Origin of the sequence: Terribacillus sp. FSL K6-0262 (assembly GCF_037977385.1) — a bacterium.
In the GTDB taxonomy this organism is placed as follows: domain Bacteria; phylum Bacillota; class Bacilli; order Bacillales; family Amphibacillaceae; genus Terribacillus.
Genome location: NZ_CP150277.1, coordinates 2,154,687 through 2,179,546 on the forward strand (window position 1 = coordinate 2,154,687; position 24,860 = coordinate 2,179,546).

Here is a 24,860-nt window from a genome sequence, read left to right on the forward strand (position 1 = left end):
TTACAATATAGATAGAAAAGGGAGATCGATTATGAAATCAGTAAAGAAGCTCATGGCAGCGGCTGGCCTTATCTGTGTTTTATTTTTAAGTGCATGTATATCCAATGAAGAATCAAGCGGATCCGGCGAGGGGAAGCTCACGATCGGTACAGAAGCGACATTCGCTCCTTTTGAATCGATGGAAGGAGATAAAATCGTCGGATTTGATGCCGATTTGCTGGATGCAATCATGAAAGAAGCAGGGCTGGATTATGAATATAAAAACACAGGCTGGGATCCGATGCTTGTTGGAGTGGAGGATGAAACGCTGCAGGCAGGGATGGCTGGTATAACAATAACGGATGAAAGAAAAGAAACGTATGATTTCTCTGTGCCTTATTTCGAAGCAACACAAGTCATCGCGGTACCGGAGGGAACGGATATCCAGTCTGCTGAAGATATCAAAGGAATGAAAATCGGCGTACAGAATGGTACGACTGGTGATGAGGCAGCACAGAAACTGGTTGGGGATAACAGCAGTGATCTGTCAAAATACGATTCATCTGCAGCAACAATGATGGCATTGCAGAACGGTGATGTGGAAGCTGTGGTGACGGATATTGCCGTAGCACAGCATTATGCGAAAAACAATCCTGATGCCAATCTTAAACTGATTGAAGATGAAGATAATTTCGAGAAGGAATATTACGGTATGCTGCTTCCGAAAGACAGCGAGCATAAGGAAAAGATAGACGAAGCTATACAAACGATCATGGAAGACGGAACGTATGAGGAAATCTATCAAGAATGGTTTGAAGGCACTCCGGATATCGAAGCTCTTGAGAGTGCGCAGCCATAAGGAGGATCATATAGCGTAACGATCATATCCGTTACGCTATATTTACGTTTTGTTTTATCAGTTATACTGAGGTGAAAAAAATGGATTTTAGATGGGAAATTATTGGAGAGTATTTGCCTTTCTTCATGAGAGGCCTTGGCTACACGATATTGGCATCATTGATTGGATTCCTCATCGGGGCTGTCATCGGTTTGCTGATCGGAATGGGGAAGAGCCTTTCCAATCCGATTCTTCGCCTGCCGTTCATTTGGTATGTGAATATTTTCAGGGGCACGCCGCTGCTCGTACAGATTTTCTTGATTCACTTTGCGGTGATGCCTATTTTCATCAAGCCGCCAGAGCCGCTGATATCCTTGATTGTGGCATTGGCATTGAATTCTGCTGCTTACATTGCAGAGATTTTCCGTGCCGGTATCAATTCGATAGATAAGGGGCAGCGTGAGGCTGCATACAGTCTCGGAATGAATCACGCACAAGTGCTGCGGCATGTTGTACTGCCACAGGCATTCAAGCGGATGATTCCGCCGCTGGGCAACGAATTCATCGTCTTGGTGAAGGATTCTTCACTTGGAGCGGTCATTGCAGCGCCGGAGCTATTTTACTGGGGCAGGGTGGCAGTTGGCGCATATTCCCGGGTCTGGGAGCCATATTTGGCAGTGGCGGTTTTGTATTTTGTCGTTTGTTTAGTATTATCATATGTACAGGGCTTTTTAGAAAGGAAGTATGCGACAGATGATCAGCGTAAAAAACCTAAAAAAAACCTTCGGCGATCTCGAGGTGCTGCGGGACATTAATGTCGAAATCAAGGAAAAGGAAGTAGTCGTGGTCATCGGTCCTTCCGGTTCCGGTAAATCCACTTTCATTCGCTGTCTCAACCGCATCGAGGATATTACGGATGGTCACGTCTATATAGAAGGAACGGACATCTCTGATAAAAAAGTGAATATCAATAAGGTACGGACAGACGTAGGCATGGTATTTCAGCAGTTCAATCTGTTCCCTCATAAAACGGTGCTGGAGAACATCATGCTTTCCCCGATGGTCGTCCGCAAGTGGAAAAGGAAGGACGCGGAAGAAAAGGCGCTGGCGCTGCTGCGAAAGGTTGGCCTGGAAGATAAGGCAGGTGTTTATCCTGAGTCCCTATCCGGCGGACAAAAGCAGCGGGTTGCCATTGCCCGTGCCTTGTGCATGGAGCCGAAGGTGATGCTGTTCGATGAACCGACGTCTGCACTTGATCCGGAAATGGTCGGGGAGGTGCTGGAGGTCATGAAACAGCTCGCCAGGGAAGGGATGACGATGATCGTTGTCACGCACGAAATGGGCTTCGCTCGCGAAGTCGGTGATCGTGTCTTGTTCATGGATGGCGGTTATATCGTGGAGGAAGCGAAACCGGGGGATATTTTCAACAATCCGAAGGAAGAACGGACGAAGGCTTTCTTGAGTAAAGTATTATGACATTTACAGCCAGTGCAAACATGCGCTGGCTGTTTTCTTGTAAAAAGGGTGTCATATAATCTTACAAATTTGCTGTCATCCTATATTCCCTATGCTAAAGTAAGGGTAAGATTTTCGGGTAACTAACGAACTGTAACCAAACATTCGTCATGTTCTCGGTTAATCCCTCTCATTTGCAAGCAGAATGCATTGTTCGGCTTGTCTTACAGCTTGTACAGATGATATGTTGCGTGGCATATCCGACTGTGCGGGCTGTTTTTTTGTGCTTTTTGCTGAAATAAGGGAATTTATGCTGGACATGCCAATAATTTGTAATCATTCAGCACCCTCCTGCGTATGATGGGTCTATAGAAATGACAGGAGTGGCGCCATGTATAAATTAAAAGTCATAGATGCCAGTAAGATATTCAGACGCGACGGTCAGGAAGTGGTTGCATTGCAGGAGACGACAATGCAAATACCTGCAGGACGTTTTGTCAGTATCATTGGCCCCAGCGGCTGTGGCAAATCGACACTCTTCAATATGATTGCCGGGCTTATCAAGCCCACCACTGGAAAGATTCTTTTGGATGGAGAGAATATCGTCGGCAAGAGTGGCTATGTCGGTTATATGCTTCAGAAGGATCTGCTGCTGCCGTGGAGGACGATCTTGGATAATGTGATTCTTGGCTTGGAAGTAAAGGGTATATCGAAACGGGAGGCGAGGAAAAGGGCGCAGCCATTACTTGAAAGGTATGGGTTGCAAGGCTTTGAAAACAATTATCCTCCGGAGTTATCAGGAGGTATGCGTCAGCGGGCCGCATTGCTGCGGACGCTTTTGTATGACCAGGACATCATCTTGCTGGATGAACCATTCGGAGCATTGGATGCACAGACTAGGCTGCAGATGCAAGAGTGGCTGCTTCGTATCTGGGAGGATTTCCAGAAAACGATTCTTTTCATCACACATGATATAGACGAAGCGATTTTCTTATCGGATGACATCTATGTTTTGTCTCAGCGGCCAGGAAAACTGAAGGCAAAAATCAATGTGGAACTGGAGCGGCCTCGTACAGAGGAAACATTGTTATCGGATAAATTCATATCATTAAAGCAAACATTGCTGGATTTGCTTAGAGAGGAACCGAAAGAGAATGGCAAAACCTGAAAAAAAACGCTACATCGAGGATGAGAAAAAACGCCAGCAGCGAATGAAGCGGATAGTGTTTGGAGGTCAGATCGGTCTCGGTGTGCTCGTGATTATCTTATGGGAGGTCCTGACACGATATGAAGTGATGGATCCATATTATTGGAGCAGTCCGAGTACAATCTATGAAACTGCCAAGGTTGCTTTCCTGGAAGGCACGCTTTGGAGTGATTTGGTCTATACATCGCTTGCTACTTTGGCTGGATTTGCGTCCGGGACGCTTATCGGTTCACTGGTCGGGCTGTCTTTTTGGTGGTCCGCTTACTATTCACGAATATCAGAACCATACTTGATTGCTTTCAATGCGATTCCGAAACTGGCGCTTGGTCCGGTCATTGTCATTTTGTTTGGCATCGGGTTCTTTTCCAAGGTGATGCTTGCATTCCTGATGACTGTCATCGTCACAGCACTGGCTGCTCATAGCGGCATCAAAGCAGTCGATAAGGATTTGGAAAAACTGCTGTATTCCTTAGGAGCCAAACGCAGACATGTTTTTACGAAAGTGGTCGTTCCGACAACGATGCCTTGGATTGTAAGCAGTCTGCGCATCAATATTGCATTGGCGCTTGCGGGAACGATCGTCGGGGAGTTCATCAGCTCCCGTCAAGGAATTGGCAGGATGATCTTATATGCAGGTCAAATTTTGGATATCGACCTTGTGTGGGTCGGTGTCGTCGTATTGTCGATATTGTCTTTGCTCATGTATGCAGGGACGGTCAGCTTGGAAAAATTATTGCTTCGAGGTCAAGAGCCAAAACAATAGGAGGTGTCCCATGAAAAAAGCACGGTGGTTTGGCGTGTTCTTTTTGGCTGTCCTGCTTGGTATCCTGGCAGGATGTGCAGGTGGCGGCAGTGAGAAAGAGGAGCTGAAGAAAATAACCATTGCAGAACCGGTGCATTTGACTGGCTATCTGCCGCTCTATGCAGCTATACATGAAGGGTATTTTGAAGAGGAAGGTTTGGATGTGGAAGTGGTCACTGCAACTGGCGGAGCGCATGTAACGACTGTCGTAAGCGGGGATGCCTGGGGGAATATCGCCGGTCCGGATTCCAATGCACTCGCCAATATCGACTCGAATGATCCCATTGTATCGGTCGTCAATGTCGTCAATCGGGCCAATGTCTACTTGATGGCTGGCGGCGATACACCTCCGGCAGGTGCATCGGAGGAAGTATTGGCAGCTTATCTCGAAGGGAAGACAATTGCAGCAGGGCGCTATGGAGGCAGCCCGAACTTGCTGACACGTTACTTGATCATGGAGTTGGGGATGGAGCCAGGCAAAGACGTATTCCTTGAAGAGCCTGCCGATGCAAGTGCCGTTGTATCCTTGGTGGAGAATGGCCAGGCAGATATTGCCAATGGAGCCGAACCGCAAATATACGATGGCATTGAAAAGGGAGTCTGGAATGAACCGTTCTATGGATTTCCTAGTTTGGGAGATTACCCATACAGCGTCATCAGTGTAAAGCAATCCACGATTGAAGAGGATCCTGAAACAGTCCAGAAGTTTGTAAGAGCTATCACGAAAGCTTTAAAAGCGGTAGATGAGGATAAGGAAATGGCTATGGAGGTTTTGAAAAAGGAGTTCCCGACAACAGAGGAAGCGAGTCTGCAAGCATCACTGGACCGGGCTTATGCTGATGAACTTTGGAGCAAGGATGGCTATATCACAAAGGAAGCAACGGATAAAACGATGGATGTAGTGACGAAGACCGGTGTATACAAAGGAGATTATAAATACGAAGAGCTAGTCAATATGGAGTTCGTCGAGGCATTGGAATAGGCAGGGCTGGCAATCCAATTGCCAGCTTTTTTTCTTGTCAACTTAAGCAAGTCACCGCCATATAGTAGGAAAGGAATCGGAACTTCCATGTTTATAAGTTTCCACTAGGAAACTTTATTGTTATGATGCATAATAAAAGGAAGTAGATTGTAGCAGGACGAGGAGGGCAACGATGGACGAAAATGTATTACTGGCCTTGGGTTTGACCCTGATGGCAGGGCTTGCAACAGGAATAGGCAGTCTGATGGGATTTTTCACTTCCACAACGAATACAAAATTCTTATCACTCAGTCTCGGGTTTTCTGCTGGGGTGATGATTTATGTGTCGATGGTGGAAATCTTCGTCAAGGCAAAGGATGCCTTGACCGGGGCCATCGGCATCCAAGCAGGCAACTGGGCGACGGTAGGCGGGTTCTTTGGCGGGATGCTCCTCATCGCACTGATTGATAAAGTGATACCGAAGCAATCCAATCCGCATGAGGGCAAAAAAGTCGAGGAGATGGACAGCCTGGTTCAAAATCAGGCCTTGCTTAAAATGGGTACTTTCACTGCGCTGGCAATAGCCATCCATAATTTTCCGGAGGGTATAGCCACCTTCACTTCTGCCTTGCAGGATCCTTCCCTTGGGGTAGCCATTGCCATCGCCATCGCGATCCATAATATCCCGGAGGGGATTGCAGTCGCTGTTCCAGTCTATTTTGCGACAAACAATAAGAAGAAGGCTTTCGGTCTTTCTTTCTTATCGGGTCTGTCGGAACCAGTTGGAGCCATACTTGCGTACCTCGTTTTGATGCCGTTTTTGAACGATATCATGTTTGGGATCATCTTTGCCGCCGTGGCTGGGATCATGGTGTTCATTTCACTCGATGGATTATTGCCGGCTGCCAAGAAATATGATGAAGGACATACTTCGATTTATGGATTGATCAGCGGCATGATGGTGATGGCAATCAGTTTGCTTCTGTTTATCTGAATCTGGAACCGTCTGCTTAAGCGGGCGGTTTCTTTGTGTATAATAGAGAGAAACAGGAGGGATGTCCGAATGGGAAGTAAATTGGTGGACAATAGCAGGAATGCCTTGATCAGCAGCTTGGCACTGAGAGAGGAAGAAACATTGCTGATCGTCACGGATGACAGTAAAAAGGAGCTGGCGGAAGCTCTCTATGCAGCCGGCAGATCCATTGGCGCTGAAATATTGCTGCTTATCATGCAGGACAGGGAGAAATCCGGTCAGGAACCGCCAAGCGTCATTGCTGAAGCAATGAAGCATTGTGATGCAGCTGTATGCATCACGGAGCATTCCCTGACACATACACAGGCGAAAAAGGATGCCGTAGCCGCTGGGGTCCGTGTGGCGACGATGCCTGGGATTACATACGATATGTTCCTGGAAGGTGCCATCAGTGCAGACTACGATCAAGTCGAAAAAATGACATTTGAAGTTACGGAAAAATTGAGTCAAACAAAAGAAGTGATAATCAGCAAGGGTGGAGAAGAGCTGACATTCTCGATCAAGGGCCGCAGCGGTGTCCCCAGTACGGGCATATACCGGAAAAAGGGACAGTCCGGAAATCTGCCGTCGGGTGAAGCGTTCATCGCGCCAGTGGAAGGTACTGCTTCAGGGCGGATATGGATTGATGGCTCCATTTCAGGACTTGGCAAGGTGGAGGAACCGATTCTGCTTACAATCGAGGAAGGCCGTTTGACGGCAGCTACCGGCAGGCAAGGAGATATGCTGCTGCGAATGCTTGGTGACGGAGATGGTCGCAATGTAGCGGAATTCGGTGTCGGCACAAATGATAAAGCGCGGATAACAGGAAATGTCCTGGAAGATGAGAAAGTGTATGGGACGATCCACATCGCCTTTGGAAGCAATAATACATTTGGCGGGACTGTCGCAGCTGGTGTCCATATTGATTGCGTAGTGAAGGCCCCGACAGTCTTCCTCGATGAGGTGCTGCTGTTGGAAGATGGGGATATGAAGCGTGGCTAAGCTGCGCTTCTTTGGCATAACGCACAATAAAAGCGCTTACATTTTGTGCAAGTGCCAAATGGTATGAAAATCCAAAAAGAGGTAAAGTAAAGATATACAAAAAGGAGGCGCTTACATGGCGAAGATACAGTTGAAGAATATCCAAAAGGTTTATGATAAGAACGTGACGGCGGTAGAAGATTTCAATTTAGAGATAGATGACAAAGAATTCATCGTTTTCGTTGGTCCCTCCGGATGCGGAAAATCGACCACCTTACGTATGATTGCCGGTTTGGAAGAAATCTCAGGCGGCGACTTCTATATGGATGGAGAACGAATGAACGACGTTCCGCCAAAGGATCGGGATATCGCCATGGTATTCCAGAATTATGCCCTTTACCCTCATATGAACGTGTACAACAATATGGCCTTCGGCTTGAAACTCCGCAAATTCAAGAAGGATGAAATCGACAAACGTGTCCAGGAAGCCAGTCGGATCCTCGGGCTTACAGATTATCTGAATCGGAAACCAAAAGCGCTATCCGGCGGTCAGCGCCAGCGGGTGGCCCTTGGACGTGCGATTGTCCGGGATGCGAAAGTATTCCTCATGGATGAGCCGCTTTCCAACTTGGATGCAAAGCTGCGGGTGCAAATGCGTGCAGAAATCCAGAAATTGCATCAGCGCTTGCAGACAACCACAATTTATGTAACCCATGACCAGACAGAAGCAATGACGATGGCGAGCCGGCTGGTTGTCATGAAAGACGGCATCATCCAGCAGGTGGGGGCGCCAAAGGATGTTTATGATAATCCGAATAATATGTTCGTCGGCGGCTTCATCGGCTCACCTTCCATGAACTTCCTCAACGTGACCATTCAAGACGGCAAAGCTAAACTGGGGGATGTCACCTTCCAGCTTCCGCCCGCTAAAAAGAAGATGCTGCAGGAAGCTGGGTACGGCAGCGGAGAAGTCGTAATGGGAATCAGGCCGGAGCATATCCATGATGCCGATTATGAAGAAAGCCTGGAGTATGCCCATGAAGTGGAAGCGACAATCAATGTTGTCGAATTGATGGGTGCTGAAAGCTTCCTCTACGCCGATATGGCTGGACAGGAGTTCGTGGCCAGGGTGGATGCCCGTTCCGATATCAAAGGCAAGGATAAGCGCAAGCTGCTATTCGATATGAGTCAGGTGCATTTCTTCGATAAAGAGACGGAAGGCCGAATCACCGAAGCGAACGCAGCCTCTCAGGTTTCCTGATAAAACTGTGCCCATGGGGCGCAGTTTTTTTATGGTAAAATCAGAATCAATGAAGGAGGGGTTTGATGGACAGTAGATATCCGATCGGTAAGTTTCACTTGGAAGGACCTATATCGGAAGCACAGATAAGACGATGGATAGATGAAATCAGCCAGCTGCCCGAGCAGCTGAACCTGCTTGTGAAGGGGCTGTCAGAGTCTGAATTCCTCTATACATATCGGGAAGGCGGATGGAATATCAAGCAGCTGCTGCATCACTTAGCGGATAGCCATCTCAATTCTTACATCCGCTTCAAATTGGCGCTGACAGAAGAAAATCCAATCATAAAACCTTACGAAGAATCGGAATGGGCGAAGCTTGCGGATTATGAAATGCCTCCTCGATCAGCTATGGATCTGCTTGCAGCCATCCATCGAAAATGGGTTGTTTTACTGTGTTCGCTCCGTGCTGAACAGCTTGAACGAACATTCCGGCATCCGGAATCGGGGGAAGTGAGTTTGAAGGAGAACATCGGCATCTATGCTTGGCATGGCAAGCATCATTTGGCACATATACGTTCAGCCTTGGAAAACGATAATCAATAGAGGAAATACACCGGGCAATCAGGGCTTCAGATCAGCCGTTATCCCGGCGTCCAGCCTGAAATAAAACCGAACTTGCGTGAATCCTTCTCGCAAGTTCGGTTTTATTTCGGGCTGATTCCACTTTGTCGCCCCCTTTTCTAGAAGGGTGTTTTACTTGGGGCGCAGTAAGGAAATAACTATATAAATAGATAAGGAGTGGATGACCGGATGGATGGATCATTGGACGGGAAAACAGCAGTGGTGACCGGAGCAGGATCTGGTATCGGAAAAGCAGCTGCAAGGATGCTCGCTGAGAATGGAGTCCGGGTAGGGTTATTCGATATGGATACCAGCGCTCTGGAGCAAACCGCTGCTGAAATCGCGAAAGCGGGTGGATCGGCTATGGCAGTGAAAGTCGATGTTACTGATAGCAGCCAGCTGAAGCAGGGATACCGGCAAGTGCTTGATGCGTTCGGGCGGCTGGATATCGTCTTTGCCAATGCAGGGATCAATGGTATGCTCTCCCCTATTGAACATTTATCGGATGAAGACTGGGATAAGACACTTGGTACGAATGCAAAAGGGACCTTCCTGACCGTCAAGTTCGCCATACCGCATATGAAAGAGCGGGGCGGGAGCATCATCATTACCAGTTCGATAAATGGGAACCGGACATTCTCCGGCTTTGGGATGAGTGCCTATAGTGCATCCAAGGCGGCACAGACGGCTTTCGGTAAGATGGCTGCGTTGGAGCTGTCTGCTTACCGTATCAGGGTGAATATCGTCTGTCCGGGAGGGATCGAGACCAATATCGATGAACGGACGAAGAAGGATGAAGAGCATCTGGCTGAAATCACGATTCCAAAAATTTTCCCTGAGGGACAGCATCCATTGAAAGGGAGACCAGGAAAGCCGGAAGATGTTGCTTCTATTGTCTGTTTCCTGGCTTCTGACGCTTCGGGTCATATGTCTGGCAGTGTCCTTTATGCTGACGGGGCGGAAACATTGCTGTAAACATCGGGAACATGAATGATGGGAGGCGAATATATGTATGATGTAATCATTATAGGCGGTGGAATTGCAGGTACGCAGGCAGCCATCCAATTCGGACGCTATAAGCGGGATGTCCTCGTTCTGGATAAGCCGAACGACGGCAGGTCCCATTGGTGTAAAAGCTATCATAACTTGATTGGCTGGCCGGATGGTGTCTCGGGTGATCATTTGCTGGAGCTTGGCAGGAAGCAGATGGAATCGTACGGCTGTATCGCAGTCGAGCATCAAAAAGCAGTTGAAGTGGAGAATTGGAAACAAGGCTTTACGGTTAAAACAGAAGACGGCAAAACATATGACAGCAGACTGCTGCTATTTGCCACGGGAGTGACGGACCGGATACCGATCAAAGAACTGTATCCGCTGCTTGGTACAGATGTTTATGTTTGCCCTGATTGTGATGGATATGAGATCAGCGGAAAGCGGACAGCAGTGACTGGATCAGGGGAAGCCGGGGCGAATTTGGCTGTCATGCTTTCCTATTGGTCGAGTGATATTGTCTATATCAATCATGAGCAGGAGCCGGTTTCTGAGGAAATCTTCGAGAAATTGAAAAAGCACTCCATTGAGTATTATGAACAGCCGGTGCAAGAAGTCGTGCTCGATGAAGAGGAGCAGTTGGAAGGCTTCCTGTTACAAGATGGGGAGAAACTGTGGACGGAGAAAGCCTTTGTCGCTTTCGGAAAGAACCAGGTGAACAGCAAGCTGGCTGAATCATTGGGTGTGGAGCTTCATAAGAACAGACATATCGAAAATAATCCCCGTACGAAGGAAACGAGTATAGAAGGTGTCTGGGCCGCCGGGGATATCACAGTCCATTCCGAGCAAGTCAGCATCGCAATGGGGGATGGTATGCAGGCAGCTATTTGGATGCATAAGCGTCTGCTGAAAACAAAATGAAAAGACAGAGCGCTTATGCTCTGTCTTTTTGGAGTTCATATTTTTCAATCGCTTTCGTCACCAGCGCGCTGTCTTTGGACTGTCCGCTGATATGGGATAAAGCAGAGGCTGCTCCTTCGGCTTTGATGCGTTCTTGCAATTCTTTTGCTTCATCATCGCCTTCTGGATCGAATTCCAATGCATAAGCGATGGTGGTAAGCAGCGCATCAGCGGATTTGCCTTTATCCAGCAATGCCTGTGCTGGATAAACCAATCTATCTTTCGGTCCAAGCTTACGGATCGGTCCGCGGCCTACACGTGTCAGCCTATCGGAAATGTATGGATTTTGATAGCGCTGCAGGATTTTCGCGATATAGTGGGTCAAGTCATCTTCGTCAAAGCCCCATTTTTCCTGCAGCAAGTAACTTGTCTCTTCCAGAGCCTGTTTCGCAAGACCGAGGATTTCCCCATCCTTTATTGCTTCGATGATGGTGGCATAACCTTTCGCATACCCTGCGTAGGCAATGGCGGCATGGCCAGTGTTGACTGTAAGCAGCTTTCTTTCGATATAAGGCTCCAGGTCATCGACGAAGGTGATGGCATCTATTGCCGGAAGTTCACCTTGCCAGTTTTTCTTCTCCACGACCCATTCGAAATAAGGCTCCACTTGAACAGTCAGCAAGTCCTTGTGCTCCTGTATTGGTACGATCCGGTCAACTGCAGCATCACAGAATGCGGTATAGCCTTCGACCTGTTCCTTATCCTGTTCATCTACATGTGCCATGACAAACTCACGCAATTGACTCGAACCGCGGATCATATTTTCGCATGCGATTACGTGGATCGGCTTGGGCTGTTTGGCGCGCTGGACAAGTCCTTTGGCGATGACAGGTGCGACGTGCGGCAGGATGGATGGACCTACTGCTGTAGTCACCAGATCCGCCTCTGCAATAGCCTTGATGACAGCTTCCTCTTCTGTGGCACTGTTCAAGCCCGTAACGCCGGTAATCATTTCGGAATGCGCTTCTTCCTGTGCATAGACAACTTCATACTGTTGCTTTTCTTTCAGGGCGGAGATGATGTCTCTGTTCACATCCGCGAAAGTCACTTGGACATCGGCATGGGAGAGAAGGGCGCCGATAAATCCCCTGCCGATATTGCCGGCACCAATGTGTACGCTTTTCATTACGCATCCACCTCGGAGAACATGTCCATGATCTCTTGTTTGCTTGTTGCATTGACAAGCTTATCGATGTTTTCCTCCTCTGAGCAAACGATTGCGATTTGCGAAAGGATATCCAGGTGTTCGTTATTTTTGCCGGCAATGCCGAAGACAAGCTTCACTTCATTGCCATCGAATGTAACGCCTTCAGGTGCCTGGATCACAGAGATACCGGAAGCAAGCACTTCCTCTTTTGCCTCTTCTGTACCGTGGGGGATTGCCACGAAATTTCCCATATAAGTCGATGTCAATGCTTCGCGTTCGATCATTTTGTCCACATAGGTTTCGTTTACATAGCCATTATCCACAAGGATTTGCCCTGCCTTGCGGATGGCATCCTCCTGGTTATCCAATTTTGTGTTCAGTAAAATGTTCGCTTCTTGTAGTACTTGCATGATTACCCTCCTAAATGATCTGTGAATTGCTGGATGTGGGCAGTGAACAGCTGTGCCAATTCCTTGCTGAGTGCTTCTTGGTCTGCAGCGCGGATCAGAGGCTGAATTTGCTCTTCCAGAATGAAAATACTGATCTTGCTGAATAGCTCATAACAGCTCAAAGGCAAATTGTCCGGTGCAGCAAGGATGAAAAGGCGGTCAGCCTCCATCGCTTTATTATCCATCCCCTTTATCCTGATAGGGGAGGAGAGCGCCATCATCCAAAATGCAGGCTGTTCGATTTTGCTGTTGCGGCTGTGGTACAAGGCCATTTTAGTTTCAGGGATCCCCATTCCTCCGAGTCGATCTCTTTGTTCAAGGAGAGGGGCGAGTAGCCCTTGGCTTCCGATGATGCCAAGATCTGCAGCTTGTTCATCGATATGTGTAAATAGGTCCATCTGCTGCGGGTGATAGGTTTCGTCGATCTTGAAATTATCCCAAACCTTTCGTATCACAGCTGTCAAAGTCTTCAGTTCCTCTAATTTGGACTCAAAAGCTGATATGGCCGGAAGGGATGCCGGAACGGATTCAGCTGGTTCCGTTTGTTTTCTCTTTTTATAAATGGCCGGCAGCTCTTGCTGGATGAATGCATCTACGCGTTTGACATCGGGACCAGGCAGAAGCGGATTGACAAGCAAGTATTCCCGATGGAATTGATCAAGGCTGATCGTCGAGATCAGCAAATCGAACCTTTCCAAGTCCATCTCCCTCAATTCCAGGAAGGATGATAATGTGACCTGTGTAATTTCGGGAAATTCATTTTGTAATCTGCTGGCCAGCATCTTGGAAGTGCCAATTCCGCTTGCGCATACAACCAAGGCATGCAGACGCTGTCTGCTGCGCTGTCTTTCCCGTGCAGAAGCAAAGTGCAATGCCAGGAAGGCGACCTCGCCTTGCCCAAAACGAAAAGTGGGGAACACTGTCTCAAGGGCTTGCCGGACAGCAGCCACGATCTCCTGGTAGTCTTGCTCGATCTTTTCTGTAAGCGGATTGTACGTTTGGATGCCTTCTCTTGCACGGCTGATCGCTGGTTCGATATGGGCGAGCAGACCTTCTGTGAATGTCTCATCCTTTTCCAGCTGGGGCAGCTGGATCTCATCTGTGACCATCTGGATGAAAGCTTGCACCTGGAGCTCGAGCAGCGGGTCGGAACGATGTATCGTTTCATTCCGCTTCGCCCCTTGGATCTGTACCGCGATATAACTGATTTCCGAAGCAGGAAATGCAATGGAGAAGGTAGTTTCCAATTCCCTGCTCAGCGCTGCGGCAATCGCATATTCTTCCGTTTTTTGTAAAGATTCAAGCAAAGGATCTGATAAGGTCACAAATTTATGCTGCCGTATTCTCTGAATCGTAATGCTGATATAGGTGATAAGCGCAACATAAGCGTTATCTGCGATGGAATAGGACAGTTTGGTCAAATGATCCATTACATATTTCTCCACCGTTGTCATACTCTGTTCCTTGATGATGTTTTGCAGGAACTGATGCAATGTCTGTTCTTCATAGTCATTCGTGAAGGAATAGATGGATGCTTGATCCAGCTGCTCCATCATGAGCTGGACAAGGATCTTCCTCTTTTCATTTTCTTCGCCTTCCAGCTCAACTCCAACACCCCGGCGCCTTTTGATGGACAGCGAATAATCATTCAGTCTGGCTTCCAATGCATCCAAATATACAGATATCGCTGTTTTGGATAATTGCACTTCATTTGCCAGATAGGCAACTTTGACAGGCTCGGCAGCTTCAACGAGTAAATAAAGCAAATGGAGCAGCCGCTCTTCCTGTGTCGTGTCCACTTCGACGGCGTCACGCAGCTGTTCCTGCATCGCTTCCATATGAGCTTTTTCTCCTTCTATCCGGATGCCAGATCCGGTGACACGCAGTAAGGACAGCTTATTCTCAGCGAGTGTCCGCTCCACTTGCTTCAATTCCCGATGAATGGTTCGAGAGCTGACATTCAAATGCTCTGCCAGCTCTCGGATGGAGATGAATTGGTGTCTGGAACGTAGCAAATGCAGGATCATTCTTCTTTCTCTGCTGCTGACCAATTCCAATTCAATCACTCCTTACTTATGCTTGATGCTTTTTGAGGTTCTCGATCAGTTCTGCATATTTTGGACTGTTCAAGAAGTTTTCCACTGAGATATGCTCAGCATCCGGTCGTTTATTGCGTGCGCGGTCTGTCAGATTCTTCTGCGTGATGACGATATCGGCATCATCCTGGATATTGGAAATGGCTGCATTATCGACTGTTATTTCAGTCAATCCGGCATCCTTCATCTTCTTCCGCAGAAGGGATGCACCCATTGCACTGGATCCCATTCCGGCATCACAGGCAAACGTGATTTTGTTTACATTACTGTAATCAAATGCACCGTCGTCCTGCTCTTTGTGCTGTACAGCTGTATCCAATGTTTCAGCAGCTTCATCCGCTGCACCGCCAGTTTGGTTGATGCCGACTGCGGCTGCAGGTTTTGTTCCTTTCATTTCTTTAGATTTTGCAGTTGCTTCTTCGATATTTGTTTCGGTAGCTTTGCTGCTCTTCATGATGACTGCAGAGATAGCGAATGATACGGCAGCCGCACCAAGAATACCAAGTGCCAGGCCGAGATAGTCGCTTGGGTTGCCCATCAGGAAGATGGCGATGATACTGCCTGGTGAAGCCGCGGCGCGAAGGCCGACATCCATCAGGGAGAATATAAGCGTTCCGGTTACACCGCCGCCGATTGCCGCTACAATCAGGAATGGTTTCATCAGGATATACGGGAAGTAGATCTCATGGATCCCCCCGAAGAAATGGATGATAGCTGCACCTGGTGCTGATGCTCTTGCGCTTCCTTTTCCAAAAATGATGAATGCAAGCAGGATACCCAATCCTGGGCCTGGGTTGGCTTCCAATAGGAAAAGAATGGATTTGCCGACTTCTGCCGATTGCTCCAGGCCAAGCGGTGTGAAAATACTATGGTTGATTGCATTGTTAAGGAACAATACTTTTGCTGGTTCGATCAATATGTTGACAAGCGGGAGGAGACCCAGTCCTACAAGCCAGTCAACGCCGGCTGCCAATATATTTGTCAATCCTTCAAGCAGCGGACCTACAAAGTAGATAGCGCCGATTGCCAAAGCGCCGCCGATGATACCTGCAGAGAAGTTGTTGACCAGCATTTCAAAGCCGGAGCGCACTTTGGAACCGATATACTGGTCAAATAGCTTGATGGTATATCCGCCAAGCGGCCCCATTGCCATCGCTCCCAGGAACATCGGTGTATCCGGCGAGCCGACAATCGCCCCCATTGTGACGATGGCCCCGACGACACCGCCTCGAATATCATGGACGAGACGACCGCCGGTAAAACCGATCAGCAGCGGGAGCAAATACGTGATCGAAGGATCTACGATTGCTGCAATCGTTTCATTCGGGAAATACCCATCTGGTATGAATAATGCGGTAATAAGACCCCATGCGATAAATGCGCCGATGTTCGGCATGACCATGCTGCTCAAATAAGAACCGAACTTTTGAACTCGAGCGCGGACACTGGTTTTTTCCTGTGCCATGCTTTTTCCCCCTTTTATATGTGGACAAATGATGAATTATATAGTGCTTGTTTTTATCTTACTCGCTATGTAATCGATTACACAATACAAACAAACACTACCTTTGTCACTTGTCTTCCTGCCAATCGTGTCCATTCACTCTCAAGATAGCCTTAGGTAAAGCTGTAGAGTATATACGGATGAATCTAAATATGACACTTTTGTTACTGATTTCCTCTTAGGCTGGAAAAGAAACGTAAAGTTTATGAAAAAACATACAGATTTTATGAATGTATCCGATATTAAGAGTAATCAAAAATTTTTAGGAGAATGGAAATATGGATAAATCATCAATCATTGGTGTCATATTGGGCTTAGTTGCTGTCGGAGTCGGTATGGTATTGAAAGGCGTAAGTCCAACCGCTCTTATCAATCCTGCGGCCATACTGATCATCATAGTCGGTACAGCGGCCTCGGTTACTTTGGCATTTCCGGGAAATGAATTGAAACGATTCCCGAAACTGCTGGGCGTAGTTTTTAAGAATAAGCAGGAGTTCGACACAAAAGAGCTTGTACGTATGTTCTCGGAATGGTCGCAGATCAGTCGGAAGGAAGGACTGCTGGCACTGGAGAATAGCGCTCGTGATGTAGAAGATGACTTTTTGCGTAATGGACTGAGCATGGCTGTCGATGGAGAATCACCGGAATATATCCGCAATGTGCTGAATGAAGAAGTCGATGCGCTGGAGGAGCGGCATGCAATTGGTGCTGCTATCTTCACACAGGCCGGTACCTATGCACCTTCACTGGGGGTTTTGGGAGCCGTTATCGGTCTTATTGCGGCCCTTGGGGATATTTCGGATATCGATAAGCTGAGTCATGCAATTGCCGCTGCTTTTGTTGCGACCCTGATGGGGATTTTCACCGGATATGTCATCTGCCACCCGATCGCCAACAAACTGAAGCGCAAGACCCAGCAGGAAGTGCAGCATAAGCTGCTGATGATAGAAGGTATCCTCTCCATATTGGAAGGGGAGACGCCGCGCATGCTGGAACAAAAACTTCTGGCGTACTTGCCTGGCAAGGAAAAAGCTGAATTCGCCGAAGCCGAAGAGGAAGTGGCAGTATGAGCCGTAAGCGCAAGCGCAAAAAGCATGAAGAACATGTGGATGAATCCTGGCTGCTTCCGTATGCCGATCTTCTGACCCTGCTGCTGGCGCTGTTCATCGTCCTTTTTGCAAGCAGCTCGATTGATGCGCAGAAGTTCAATCAGATTTCTGATACTTTCAGCAGTATCGTTCATGGCGGTGAAGGGTTATTGGATTCCAATACGAACATGACACCGGAAAATGAAACGAGCTCTGCTGTGAGCGATCAAAATGATGAGGAAGAAAAGAAAGAAGCTGCGGAGGATACAGAAAAAGAGAAGGATAGCGAAGCTGACTTGGAAGCAGCGGAGAGGGAAGAACTGAAGAAAATCCAGAAGAAAATCGAGACCTATATCGAGGATAAGGATCTTAGTGATAAGTTCTCGACCGATTTGACGGACGAGGGCTTGCTGCTGACGATCAATGATAATGTCCTGTTCAACTCCGGAAGCAGCGAGGTCAGTGTCAAGGATGAGGAGATTGCAAAAGAGATTTCCGACTTACTTGTCATGGATCCGCCCCGGGAAGTGATCATCAGCGGACATACCGATAACGTACCGATCAGCACGTCATCGTATAACTCCAACTGGGAGCTCAGCGTGATGAGGTCTGTCAACTTCATGAAGCTGGTATTGGAGAATGATAAGCTTGATCCGCGCTGGTTCAGCGCCAAAGGGTACGGAGAGTACAAGCCGATAGCATCGAATGATACAGCAGAAGGCAGGGAGAAGAACCGCCGAGTCGAAGTCTTGATTCTGCCGAGAACTGCTAAAACCGAATGACAGCCCGTATAGGGCTGTCGTTTTTTATGGATGAAATGAAACTGCTTACAAAAGAATAGGGAAATAAGGTAGGATTGAGTTAGGGGAATTTGTGAAATACTAGCTATAAGCAGGAAAGAACGGAGGAAAAAGCATGATTACAAAAGAAACGCTACCAGAGCCGGTGGCTGCTGCATCCGAGCGCAGCCGCCAACAGGACGATGAACGGATTGACGTTTGTCCTGCAGTCTGCAAGGACAGCCAGATACCAATCCATTATTATTTCACGTTCATGCCAAGCAACGAGCATTTGCTTGTAGCAGAGGACGGCAGGATACCTGCACAGGACGAAGTGGAAGAACTGGCAGCCCGTTATTATCGGTATATGACCAGCGTCCAGATGATACGGAGACTGACTTCCGATAATGGCGTCAAATTGACGGATAATCGCTATCACTCTTTTCGTCAGCTGCTGGAGGCTGTTGAAAAGAACGTCATGCATCTGGCAACGGATATCATTCAGCAAGCATTTGCCAGATTCTTTGAGCTTCTGGATACGATTCGGCAGGAACAGCAGACCATATTGAAGCATACAGCCGAAGCGGAAAAACTGCTGGATGAGACGATCGGCAAGGGTACATTCACGACGGCAGAACAAGAATTGATGGAACAGCATCTAAACAAAGTCGTACAGGCGCAGTATGCGATTGCGCAGAAGAAAGAGGAGACGACAGCAAGCCAGGCAGAAGTATTTGAATTCTTCAAAGAAGAGATGTGGCTTGATCTCAAACTGATGTTTTATTATGTAAGGCTGCGGGTCCTGAAAAGGGAGCTATGGAGCGATGAAGAGGCGTACATGCAAAATCCTGGCCATGCGGCATTGCTGCCGGATGGCCAGGATGAGCAATTCAAGGCATTCATCAAACAAAAATTGCGTAATGAAAAGAAAATATTAGCCTAGAGATACAGCTTTTGGCTCGCGTTTATCAAACTGATATATATGGGTGAAACCGCATTGCTTCGCTATTTGCTGTGCCTCTTTTATACCGGCGCCGACTGTCTCGGCCTTATGGGAATCGGAGCCAAGTGTCAGGATCTGTCCGCCTAAATCACGGTAAAGCGATACAATTTGCGGTGTCGGAAGAGCTTCTCCAAGGGTACTCCGGAGGCCCGATGTGTTGATTTCGATACCGATACCGCGCTGTATCGCTTTTTCCAATATAGCGGCAATCTGGTCCTTATACTGCTCAAATACATAAACCTCATGCCCTTCCTGGACAGCATACCGCTTCATCAAATCGATATGTGCGAGTACGTCGATATCCGCATCAGAAACAAGCTTGTACATTTCCGCGAAGTAGTCATCATAGAAGGTATCCCGATTCGCACGCAAATGCAGCCTCAGTTTTTGGTTGTTGATATTATGCACAGACCCCATGATGAAATCAAATGGAATGGGGCTAAGCTCTTTCTCGTATACATCCATCATCAAATGCGGCTCGCATAATTCAATCCCCATCTTGATGGTCAATTGATCACCGTAGGATTCCTGGGAATCCCTGATATCCTGCTGATATTTAGCGAAATCCATATGCCCGTAGGTCGGTGCATCCGGATTTACGGAAAAATGCTCGGTGAAACAAATTTCTTTGATTCCCTTGCTGATCGCCTGTTCGCACACATCCTGCATGACAGCTTTGGAATCGATTGAGTTATTCGTGTGATGATGGTAATCCATATACATATCTCTAATCTGCCTTCTTTCCGTTTCGAACATATTAGGTTATCCACATGTGGATAACAACCACGGAATAGTATAACAAATTTATTGTATATATGCGATACCAATTATATGAAACAAGGCTCGATTATGCTTTCATCAAGGAGAGGATATAAGAGAAGAAAGCATCATGATCCACATCATGCACCAATTGGATTTCCTTCCCGTTTTTATCTTCATATGTACGTCCCTGCGAAGGGCCGTTAGCCTCGACGCTTACTCGGACAGCCTTTTTCTGCACCAATGAACTGTTGCCTACAGAAGCTGTCGTAAGCACATCCCATAAATAATACGTCGAATTTGTCTCAAAGTGTACGAGCGGCGGTACGGCAGCATAGCTTTGACCGACGAAATCCACACCTTCATGCTTGCGGTTGCGTGCCCATTCTTCCCGGATATCCACAGTCAACGGTACTTGATTGGTGCTTTCCAGCGCTACCATGTCAATTAGTATGTCACTTTTCCAAACGATGTCCATCGCTTCCGGATCCCAAAAAGCATTCCATTCTGCTGTTCCATCATGCTCTGGCTCTTCGACGTTTCCTGTCGGAAGCAATGTGCCGCCCATCCATACAAGCTTCTCGATATGCTGCACGATGGAGGGATCGATTTCCAAAGCACGAGCCAAGTCAGTAAGCGGTCCGATGAAGATAAGGGTTGTTTTCTCTTCCTGGGCTTTCAATTTATCTATCATATCCAGATGGGCTGGTTTCTCGGCAACCTTTGTACGAACTGGCAGATGCTCGTTGAGAATCGGCAGGGCATCGACAAAAAAGGCGTGCATGCGCCAATCTTTCGGAAATGGGTTTTTGCCTCGTGAAGTAGATGCCGCAATCTCAAGTGTTTCGGCACTGCCAAAGCGATCATTGATTTTTCGGCTCGCCGACAGAGCAGGCTCCAAATAGCAGTCTGCCGGAATGACAGAACAGCCGATGAGGCGCACATTCTCCATTTTCAATAAAAGATATAGTGAAATCAGATCGTCTACTCCGCCATCGTGATTCAAATAAACGTTTTTCATTAGTATGACTCCCTTTCTTCTATGCTGTCTGACTTTCTTACTATATCATAGAAAGAGAGATTCAATTTTGAGTATTCGAAAAAAGGAGAGGATTTGGATGAGGCTGGTAGCTTATAAAGTTGGCAAAGATCTTAATCCGTATCGGATCGGCAGCAGGGCAGAAGGACGTATCATCGATTTACAAGAAGCATACCGTCAGTATCTCCTGGCAGAGCAGGAGGCGGATTTGGCGATGACGGTCGAGAGTCTGCTTCCTGCCGATCCGAACGCTTTCTACAGCATGGGTCCCCATGCAATGAAACGTGCTTTTCGGGCAGAAGCATTTGCATTGGCGGAAGGACTGGAGGAAGTGCAGTACAGAGCGGAAGAAGTCAAGCTCGGACCTCCTGTACCCAAGCCTGGCAAGATTGTCTGTGTCGGTTTGAATTATCGGGATCATATCGAGGAAATGGGGCGTGAGCTGCCGGAATATCCGGTACTTTTCGGAAAGTTCTCCAATGCCGTCTGTGCACATGAACAAGGTGTATATCATTCGAAGCTGACTGAAAAGCTTGACTATGAAGGGGAGCTTGCTGTCATCATCGGAAGAAGGGCGCAAGAAGTACCGGAAAGCGAGGCGCTGGACTACATAGCGGGATATACGGTTGCCAATGATGTATCGGCCCGGGACCTGCAGCGGCGCACTCCGCAATTCCTGCAAGGGAAAACACTGGATCGCAGTGCGCCGATGGGTCCGCATCTAGTCACTGCCGATGAAATAGAGGATGTATCCAGCCTCTCGATACGGACATTCGTCAATGGGGAAAAACGACAGGATTCCAATACGAAGCACCTCATCTTCCCGGTTCCGCACTTAGTGTCCTTTATCTCGGGCATCATGACATTGGAGCCTGGGGATGTAATCATGACAGGAACGCCGAATGGTGTCGGATTCGCCATGGACCCTCCGCAATTCTTAAAAGAGGGAGACGTTGTCGAAATCGAAATCGAGGGAATTGGTCAGCTGCGGAATACCATCATTCCGAAGCCTTCCCGGCCTTAATGAAAAAAGACAGCCCTGCATGCGGGAGCTGTCTTTTTTCGGTATTATTTATTACTGATTTCCACAGGCAGACCGTTACTTAAAAATACATCCCGCATCGCCTTTTTTGCCTCCTCGGCGTCTTCACCATATATCTCCAAGCGGAAGAAATCTGACGTCAGTACACTATTGGACAGCCCCAGCATACTTTTGGCATCTACCACTTTATTATCCATCACTAGTACAATGCTTGATTTAAACTGATTCGCAGTCTGATTGATATCTACTGCAGCATGGATGAGTGTTTTTTTCGATCGCATAGGCCCATTCTCCTTTATCTAGCAATTTGCCATACCAAATTTTACAGCAGCAGCAGAAAAGTGCAAGCGTTATATATGATAACGCTTACAATATTGCTTGGTAGCAGTATAACATATTGCATGGCAAGTGCAATGATTTTAAGGAGAAACTGCCCTTTCCATCAAAACTGAAATATCTTTTCCTCTGATGGAAACTACCAGATGGCTATGAGAACATCATTTGAAGTCTGGAAGGATTGCAGGAAGGGTGCACAGGTTAAATTTTCATCTTACCCATTGAATAAAAATGCACACTAAAGTATAATTACTAACTAATTCATACTTGTTCACAGGAGGTTACATTCGTGAAAGTCGCAATAATTGGCGGTACAGGTTATGGAGCGGTGGAATTGCTTCGGCTTTTACATATACATCCATATGCAGAAGTGAAGGCAATCATCTCCCATTCCAGTGCGGGTAAATCATTGACGGAATTGTATCCGCACACGGACGGTTTCATAAAAGGGAAAATGGAGGCATTTGATGTTGCAGCCCTGAAAGAGCAAGTGGACTTTGCATTCTTTGCGGCTCCGCCAGGGGTGAGCAGAGAGTTGCTCCCGCAGCTGGTCGAGGCGGGTATCCGCTGTGTGGATTTGGCGGGGGATTTCCGGTTGAAGGACCCTGCAGTTTACGAACAGTGGTATAAAGTGAAGCCAGCTTCACTGGCACTATTGGAAAAGGCCGTTTACGGATTGCCTGAATGGAATGAAAAAGAGATAGCGGAAGCGGACTTTGTAGCCAATCCTGGCTGTTATCCGACTGCGTCCTTGCTTGGTTTGTTGCCGGCTGTACATAATGGCCTGATCGATCCGGCATCTATCATCATCGATGCCAAGTCAGGTCTATCCGGAGCGGGAAAGTCCCCGAATGCCATCGCGCACTATAGTGAAATCAATGAAAATATGAAAGCTTATAAGCTAGGCGAGCATAAGCATATCCCTGAAATCGAACAGCTGTTGGCAGAAGCGGGTGGTTCGCAGCAGCCTGTCAGTTTTTCCACACAGCTGGTGCCGATGACCCGCGGAATCATGGCAACCATTTATGCCGATCTGCAAACGGAATCATCAGAGGAAGAATTATTGGAATCATATGAAATTTATTATGAAGCTCACCCATTTGTCCGAATCAGGCCTCAGGGCACATGGCCGGCGACTAAGGAAGTGGCAACAAGTAATTTCTGTGATATCGGGTTGCACTTGGATAAACGGACAAATAGGCTGACTATCGTTTCAGTCATCGACAATCTGGTAAAAGGAGCGGCAGGTCAGGCCATCCAGAACATGAATATCATGCAGGGCTGGGAGCAGACAACAGGTCTACGGATGCTGCCGGTTTATCCATAAAGGAGAGGGATCAAATGATAAAGACAGAACAGGCGGACTACACAGTTATAGAAAACGGAACGATCACAAGCCCGGCTGGCTTCCAGGCAGGTGGTGTCGCCATCGGCATCCGCAAGCATAACAAACTGGATCTGGGGTGGGTCTCTTCGGAATCTCCAGCAGCTGCTGCGGGAGTATATACGTTGAATGCTTTTCGGGCAGCTCCGCTTCTTGTGACGGAGGAAAGCATCGGTTTCGAGGGCAAACTGCAGGGGATTGTGGTCAATAGCGGGATTGCCAATGCTTGTACAGGAGAAGAAGGCTTGGCGAATGCTTATGCGATGCGTAAAGCTTTTGCTGAGAAGCTCGGGATTCAAACCCAGCATGCGGCGGTAGCATCGACTGGGTTGATTGGTGTCCAGCTGCCGATGGATAAAGTGATGTCGGGTATCCATGCGATAAAAGGGGCCGGCAAGGCAGATGAATTCGCCACAGCCATCCTGACGACGGATACATGCACAAAGCAGATTGCTGTCAGCGTGGAAATAGATGGCATGCCGATCACCATCGGCGGGGCTGCCAAAGGATCAGGCATGATTCATCCAAATATGGCGACGATGCTGGCGTTCGTGACGACGGATGCCGCTATTCCAAGTGATACGCTGGAACAGCTGCTGAAAAAAACGACGGATGGATCCTATAATATGATCACGGTTGATGGAGATACGAGCACGAACGATATGGTGCTTGCACTGGCAAACGGAAAAGCAGGCAATAAAGAGCTGACCCCGTCACATCCAGAATGGGAGAAATTTTCCGCGGCCTTCCAATATGTCTCGCAAGAATTAGCAAAGAAAATCGCTCGTGATGGAGAAGGAGCCACGAAGCTCGTCGAGGTTCGTGTACAGAATGCCAAATCCGAAGCAGAGGCGAGAAAGATAGGCAAGGCAGTCGTCGCCTCCAGCCTGGTGAAAGCAGCAGTATATGGAGCTGATCCGAATTGGGGCCGTATCATTACGGCAGCAGGATACAGCGGTGCCTCCTTCTCCCCTGATAAGATCTCGGTTTGGCTTGGAGATAGCGTGGTCGTCCAGAACGGCAGTCCCGTGGTGTTCGATGAAGCAGAAGCTAGCAAACACTTGAAACAGGAAACGGTCCTGATCACGATCGATCTGCAGGATGGAGATGGGGAAGCGACTGCCTGGGGCTGTGATTTGTCATACGATTATGTCAAAATCAATGCTTCCTATCGGACGTAAAGGGG

General features: G+C 47.8%; 25 protein-coding genes. 18 read left to right on the forward strand and 7 right to left on the reverse strand.

The window, feature by feature from the left end; genetic code table 11:
• The first annotated feature begins 31 nt into the window (after positions 1 to 31).
• The 12 genes from MHI54_RS11110 to MHI54_RS11165 all read left to right on the forward strand — a co-directional run bounded on the left by MHI54_RS11110 (position 32) and on the right by MHI54_RS11165 (position 11,009).
• Positions 32 to 838 carry a basic amino acid ABC transporter substrate-binding protein gene (locus tag MHI54_RS11110; protein ID WP_095214340.1) on the forward strand — a complete coding sequence of 269 codons (807 nt, stop codon included), beginning with the start codon at positions 32 to 34 and terminating at the stop codon, positions 836 to 838.
• Positions 839 to 918: 80 nt separating this feature from the next.
• Positions 919 to 1,632 carry an amino acid ABC transporter permease gene (locus MHI54_RS11115; RefSeq protein ID WP_095214339.1) on the forward strand — a complete coding sequence of 238 codons (714 nt, stop codon included), beginning with the start codon at positions 919 to 921 and terminating at the stop codon, positions 1,630 to 1,632.
• Positions 1,571 to 2,293, forward strand: a complete 723-nt coding sequence (locus tag MHI54_RS11120) for an amino acid ABC transporter ATP-binding protein (RefSeq protein ID WP_095214338.1) — start codon at positions 1,571 to 1,573, stop codon at positions 2,291 to 2,293. The genes MHI54_RS11115 and MHI54_RS11120 overlap by 62 nt, the downstream gene beginning before the upstream one ends.
• 370 nt (positions 2,294 to 2,663) lie before the next feature.
• Entirely contained in the window at positions 2,664 to 3,440 is a 777-nt protein-coding gene (locus MHI54_RS11125) for an ABC transporter ATP-binding protein (protein WP_095214337.1), read from the forward strand.
• A complete protein-coding gene (locus tag MHI54_RS11130) occupies positions 3,427 to 4,242 on the forward strand; it encodes an ABC transporter permease (RefSeq protein ID WP_095214336.1) in 816 nt (271 codons plus the stop codon). The genes MHI54_RS11125 and MHI54_RS11130 overlap by 14 nt, the downstream gene beginning before the upstream one ends.
• Positions 4,243 to 4,252: 10 nt before the next feature.
• The gene (locus tag MHI54_RS11135; RefSeq protein WP_095214335.1) at positions 4,253 to 5,263 is read left to right on the forward strand and encodes an ABC transporter substrate-binding protein; all 1,011 of its coding nucleotides are present in this window, start codon (positions 4,253 to 4,255) and stop codon (positions 5,261 to 5,263) included.
• 172 nt (positions 5,264 to 5,435) lie between these two features.
• The gene (gene zupT / locus MHI54_RS11140; protein WP_340081479.1) at positions 5,436 to 6,236 is read left to right on the forward strand and encodes a zinc transporter ZupT; all 801 of its coding nucleotides are present in this window, start codon (positions 5,436 to 5,438) and stop codon (positions 6,234 to 6,236) included.
• A 69-nt stretch (positions 6,237 to 6,305) separates the two neighbouring features.
• Positions 6,306 to 7,256, forward strand: coding sequence for an aminopeptidase (locus MHI54_RS11145; RefSeq protein WP_340081480.1), 951 nt, complete (start codon positions 6,306 to 6,308; stop codon positions 7,254 to 7,256).
• Positions 7,257 to 7,371: 115 nt separating this feature from the next.
• Positions 7,372 to 8,496 (forward strand): sn-glycerol-3-phosphate ABC transporter ATP-binding protein UgpC, encoded by a 1,125-nt coding sequence (ugpC, locus tag MHI54_RS11150; RefSeq protein WP_340081481.1) that lies wholly within the window; start codon positions 7,372 to 7,374, stop codon positions 8,494 to 8,496.
• A gap of 65 nt (positions 8,497 to 8,561) precedes the next feature.
• Positions 8,562 to 9,080 carry a YfiT family bacillithiol transferase gene (locus MHI54_RS11155; RefSeq protein WP_095214331.1) on the forward strand — a complete coding sequence of 173 codons (519 nt, stop codon included), beginning with the start codon at positions 8,562 to 8,564 and terminating at the stop codon, positions 9,078 to 9,080.
• A gap of 207 nt (positions 9,081 to 9,287) precedes the next feature.
• Entirely contained in the window at positions 9,288 to 10,073 is a 786-nt protein-coding gene (locus MHI54_RS11160; protein ID WP_340081482.1) for an SDR family NAD(P)-dependent oxidoreductase, read from the forward strand.
• Positions 10,074 to 10,106: 33 nt separating this feature from the next.
• Positions 10,107 to 11,009: an NAD(P)/FAD-dependent oxidoreductase gene (locus MHI54_RS11165; protein ID WP_095214329.1), complete on the forward strand. Its 903-nt coding sequence runs from the start codon at positions 10,107 to 10,109 to the stop codon at positions 11,007 to 11,009.
• Positions 11,010 to 11,022: 13 nt separating this feature from the next.
• Here MHI54_RS11165 and MHI54_RS11170 read toward each other — a convergent pair whose 3' ends face one another.
• From MHI54_RS11170 to MHI54_RS11185, 4 genes are read right to left on the reverse strand one after another with little or no spacing between them, the layout of a single operon-like run.
• A complete protein-coding gene (locus MHI54_RS11170) occupies positions 11,023 to 12,174 on the reverse strand; it encodes a mannitol-1-phosphate 5-dehydrogenase (RefSeq protein WP_095214328.1) in 1,152 nt (383 codons plus the stop codon).
• Positions 12,174 to 12,605 carry a PTS sugar transporter subunit IIA gene (locus MHI54_RS11175; protein ID WP_095214327.1) on the reverse strand — a complete coding sequence of 144 codons (432 nt, stop codon included), beginning with the start codon at positions 12,603 to 12,605 and terminating at the stop codon, positions 12,174 to 12,176. The genes MHI54_RS11170 and MHI54_RS11175 overlap by 1 nt, the downstream gene beginning before the upstream one ends.
• A 2-nt stretch (positions 12,606 to 12,607) precedes the next feature.
• Positions 12,608 to 14,701, reverse strand: coding sequence for a BglG family transcription antiterminator (locus MHI54_RS11180; protein ID WP_095214326.1), 2,094 nt, complete (start codon positions 14,699 to 14,701; stop codon positions 12,608 to 12,610).
• A 16-nt stretch (positions 14,702 to 14,717) separates the two neighbouring features.
• Positions 14,718 to 16,205: a PTS mannitol transporter subunit IICB gene (locus MHI54_RS11185; RefSeq protein WP_340081484.1), complete on the reverse strand. Its 1,488-nt coding sequence runs from the start codon at positions 16,203 to 16,205 to the stop codon at positions 14,718 to 14,720.
• Between the two features lie 317 nt (positions 16,206 to 16,522).
• Between MHI54_RS11185 and motA the strand changes: the two genes are divergently transcribed.
• The 3 genes from motA (at position 16,523) to MHI54_RS11200 (ending at position 19,054) form a co-directional block, all read left to right on the forward strand.
• The gene (gene motA / locus MHI54_RS11190; RefSeq protein WP_095214312.1) at positions 16,523 to 17,314 is read left to right on the forward strand and encodes a flagellar motor stator protein MotA; all 792 of its coding nucleotides are present in this window, start codon (positions 16,523 to 16,525) and stop codon (positions 17,312 to 17,314) included.
• Entirely contained in the window at positions 17,311 to 18,114 is an 804-nt protein-coding gene (gene motB / locus MHI54_RS11195; RefSeq protein ID WP_095214311.1) for a flagellar motor protein MotB, read from the forward strand. Before motA ends, motB begins: the two co-directional genes overlap by 4 nt.
• 133 nt (positions 18,115 to 18,247) lie before the next feature.
• A complete protein-coding gene (locus MHI54_RS11200) occupies positions 18,248 to 19,054 on the forward strand; it encodes a hypothetical protein (RefSeq protein WP_340081486.1) in 807 nt (268 codons plus the stop codon).
• Here MHI54_RS11200 and MHI54_RS11205 read toward each other — a convergent pair.
• The gene (locus tag MHI54_RS11205) at positions 19,046 to 19,870 is read right to left on the reverse strand and encodes a histidinol-phosphatase HisJ family protein (protein ID WP_340081488.1); all 825 of its coding nucleotides are present in this window, start codon (positions 19,868 to 19,870) and stop codon (positions 19,046 to 19,048) included. The two genes, MHI54_RS11200 and MHI54_RS11205, sit on opposite strands and share 9 nt — an antisense overlap.
• A gap of 91 nt (positions 19,871 to 19,961) precedes the next feature.
• A complete protein-coding gene (locus MHI54_RS11210) occupies positions 19,962 to 20,894 on the reverse strand; it encodes a nucleoside hydrolase (protein WP_095214308.1) in 933 nt (310 codons plus the stop codon).
• Positions 20,895 to 20,991: 97 nt separating this feature from the next.
• Between MHI54_RS11210 and MHI54_RS11215 the strand changes: the two genes are divergently transcribed.
• Positions 20,992 to 21,936, forward strand: coding sequence for a fumarylacetoacetate hydrolase family protein (locus MHI54_RS11215; RefSeq protein ID WP_095214307.1), 945 nt, complete (start codon positions 20,992 to 20,994; stop codon positions 21,934 to 21,936).
• A 44-nt stretch (positions 21,937 to 21,980) separates the two neighbouring features.
• Here MHI54_RS11215 and MHI54_RS11220 read toward each other — a convergent pair whose 3' ends face one another.
• Entirely contained in the window at positions 21,981 to 22,235 is a 255-nt protein-coding gene (locus MHI54_RS11220) for an HPr family phosphocarrier protein (RefSeq protein WP_038563758.1), read from the reverse strand.
• Positions 22,236 to 22,579: 344 nt separating this feature from the next.
• On the opposite strand from MHI54_RS11220, the gene argC reads away from it, so the two are divergent.
• Together argC and argJ are read left to right on the forward strand one after the other, a co-directional pair.
• Complete coding sequence (argC, locus tag MHI54_RS11225) at positions 22,580 to 23,617, forward strand: N-acetyl-gamma-glutamyl-phosphate reductase (protein ID WP_095214306.1); 1,038 nt, start codon at positions 22,580 to 22,582, stop codon at positions 23,615 to 23,617.
• Between the two features lie 14 nt (positions 23,618 to 23,631).
• Complete coding sequence (gene argJ / locus MHI54_RS11230) at positions 23,632 to 24,855, forward strand: bifunctional glutamate N-acetyltransferase/amino-acid acetyltransferase ArgJ (RefSeq protein WP_095214305.1); 1,224 nt, start codon at positions 23,632 to 23,634, stop codon at positions 24,853 to 24,855.
• Positions 24,856 to 24,860 lie beyond the last annotated feature (5 nt).

Coding starts and splice junctions, on each gene's coding strand:
- MHI54_RS11125 (WP_095214337.1), top strand. CDS start 2,664: ATGTATAAATTAAAAGTCATAGATGCCAGTAAGATATTCAGACGCGAC.
- motA (WP_095214312.1), top strand. CDS start 16,523: ATGGATAAATCATCAATCATTGGTGTCATATTGGGCTTAGTTGCTGTC.
- MHI54_RS11210 (WP_095214308.1), bottom strand. CDS start 20,894: ATGAAAAACGTTTATTTGAATCACGATGGCGGAGTAGACGATCTGATT.
- MHI54_RS11130 (WP_095214336.1), top strand. CDS start 3,427: ATGGCAAAACCTGAAAAAAAACGCTACATCGAGGATGAGAAAAAACGC.
- MHI54_RS11135 (WP_095214335.1), top strand. CDS start 4,253: ATGAAAAAAGCACGGTGGTTTGGCGTGTTCTTTTTGGCTGTCCTGCTT.
- MHI54_RS11215 (WP_095214307.1), top strand. CDS start 20,992: ATGAGGCTGGTAGCTTATAAAGTTGGCAAAGATCTTAATCCGTATCGG.
- MHI54_RS11185 (WP_340081484.1), bottom strand. CDS start 16,205: ATGGCACAGGAAAAAACCAGTGTCCGCGCTCGAGTTCAAAAGTTCGGT.
- MHI54_RS11200 (WP_340081486.1), top strand. CDS start 18,248: ATGATTACAAAAGAAACGCTACCAGAGCCGGTGGCTGCTGCATCCGAG.
- MHI54_RS11175 (WP_095214327.1), bottom strand. CDS start 12,605: ATGCAAGTACTACAAGAAGCGAACATTTTACTGAACACAAAATTGGAT.
- MHI54_RS11205 (WP_340081488.1), bottom strand. CDS start 19,870: ATGTTCGAAACGGAAAGAAGGCAGATTAGAGATATGTATATGGATTAC.
- MHI54_RS11115 (WP_095214339.1), top strand. CDS start 919: ATGGATTTTAGATGGGAAATTATTGGAGAGTATTTGCCTTTCTTCATG.
- MHI54_RS11220 (WP_038563758.1), bottom strand. CDS start 22,235: ATGCGATCGAAAAAAACACTCATCCATGCTGCAGTAGATATCAATCAG.
- MHI54_RS11165 (WP_095214329.1), top strand. CDS start 10,107: ATGTATGATGTAATCATTATAGGCGGTGGAATTGCAGGTACGCAGGCA.
- motB (WP_095214311.1), top strand. CDS start 17,311: ATGAGCCGTAAGCGCAAGCGCAAAAAGCATGAAGAACATGTGGATGAA.
- MHI54_RS11120 (WP_095214338.1), top strand. CDS start 1,571: ATGATCAGCGTAAAAAACCTAAAAAAAACCTTCGGCGATCTCGAGGTG.
- ugpC (WP_340081481.1), top strand. CDS start 7,372: ATGGCGAAGATACAGTTGAAGAATATCCAAAAGGTTTATGATAAGAAC.
- MHI54_RS11145 (WP_340081480.1), top strand. CDS start 6,306: ATGGGAAGTAAATTGGTGGACAATAGCAGGAATGCCTTGATCAGCAGC.
- MHI54_RS11110 (WP_095214340.1), top strand. CDS start 32: ATGAAATCAGTAAAGAAGCTCATGGCAGCGGCTGGCCTTATCTGTGTT.
- MHI54_RS11170 (WP_095214328.1), bottom strand. CDS start 12,174: ATGAAAAGCGTACACATTGGTGCCGGCAATATCGGCAGGGGATTTATC.
- argJ (WP_095214305.1), top strand. CDS start 23,632: ATGATAAAGACAGAACAGGCGGACTACACAGTTATAGAAAACGGAACG.
- MHI54_RS11155 (WP_095214331.1), top strand. CDS start 8,562: ATGGACAGTAGATATCCGATCGGTAAGTTTCACTTGGAAGGACCTATA.
- zupT (WP_340081479.1), top strand. CDS start 5,436: ATGGACGAAAATGTATTACTGGCCTTGGGTTTGACCCTGATGGCAGGG.
- MHI54_RS11160 (WP_340081482.1), top strand. CDS start 9,288: ATGGATGGATCATTGGACGGGAAAACAGCAGTGGTGACCGGAGCAGGA.